This is a genomic window from Gemelliphila asaccharolytica (assembly GCF_001553005.1).
In the GTDB taxonomy this organism is placed as follows: Bacteria; Bacillota; Bacilli; order Staphylococcales; family Gemellaceae; genus Gemelliphila; species Gemelliphila asaccharolytica.
This window is the reverse complement of the sequence record NZ_KQ959909.1, coordinates 1-1,143: the sequence shown is the minus strand read 5'-3', so window position 1 is coordinate 1,143 and position 1,143 is coordinate 1. Positions and strand designations below refer to the sequence as shown.

At 29.9% G+C, this 1,143-nt stretch carries 1 protein-coding gene and 1 pseudogene; both read right to left on the bottom strand.

From position 1 onward, the window contains the following. A pseudogene (locus tag HMPREF1871_RS05615) lies at positions 1 to 691 on the bottom strand (hypothetical protein); the annotation flags it as partial. Positions 692 to 840: 149 nt separating this feature from the next. Continuing rightward, positions 841 to 1,143: GA module-containing protein (locus HMPREF1871_RS05610; RefSeq protein WP_198145787.1), on the bottom strand; the 303-nt coding region annotated here is incomplete at its 5' end.

Sequence of the window (1,143 nt, the reverse complement as noted above, 5' to 3'; positions counted from 1 at the left end):
CAAAAGTAGGGCGACAATATTGAGTTCCCAACTCATCTTCTGGATCACCAAATGCTTCCATTATAGGAACAAAAACTTCTGTTTCTGTCATAATTTTTCCATTTTTATCAATATAATTTTTATTTATTGGATATTCTAAAACTTTTGGATAATATTTTCTATCTGGGAATTTTTGTTGATAAATTTTCATCAAAGTACCAGCTTTATAAGTAGCATTTGCAGAAGTATTACTTTCTTTTTCTCCGTACCATTCTAAGATTTTACATTGTCCAAAATCTTTCGGTTCACTTCCTTCATCTGCTACTGGATTATACGTTGGATCATATCTTAAATTTCCAAGAAAGCCTTTAAAACCCTTACCTAAACGTTTAATAGTTAAGGGAATAAAAGTTAATTGAACCCTATACTCTCCATTTTTTACTACAAGACGAGTTTTAGTTTTGTCAATTGCTCCATCTGCCATAGATAATTTTGCTTTTTGACCTTCTAAAGGTACGTGTTCTTCATCACGATAAATTGTAGCTCCCAAACTATAAACACCATCTTCCAAATTTTTATAATCTACAGCTTTTTCGGTAGAGTTGGCTGTAACATCATTTGCATAAGTGTTAGCTACTGGTTTTGCAAAAGCACTAAAACTAAGAACTAATGACGAAGCCATAGTAAGTGTTAATAATTTTCTTTTTTTCATATTTCTTTCCTCCTATTTCTATTTTTTTTAATGAAAATTACTATCATTCACATTGTATCACTTTTGTAAGCGTAAAGCAATATACTTTTCCCCGTTCAAAATAATAAAAAAAAGAACTAACACTTTTGTGTTAGCTCTTTTGAAAATTTTTATTTTTTAAATTTTCTTCTTAAAGCAAGTGCTATTAATGAAATGATTGCTCCTAATCCTACAGTATTAGTTGTATTTAGTCCTGTTTTAGATAAAGTTGATTGACCTTTTGCTTTTTCTTTTGCTCCTGCTTTTCCTTTAACTTTTTTGTTTGCTTCTTTAGCTTTATCAAGTATTTTAGCTACAGTATTTTTATCTTTACCTGCTTGTATGTCTTTTTTAAAGCTTGATTTTTGTTCATCAGTTAAGTTAGCAAGTTTATCTATCTCTGATTTTGCTTCGGCTTTTGCTTTGGCAAGTTC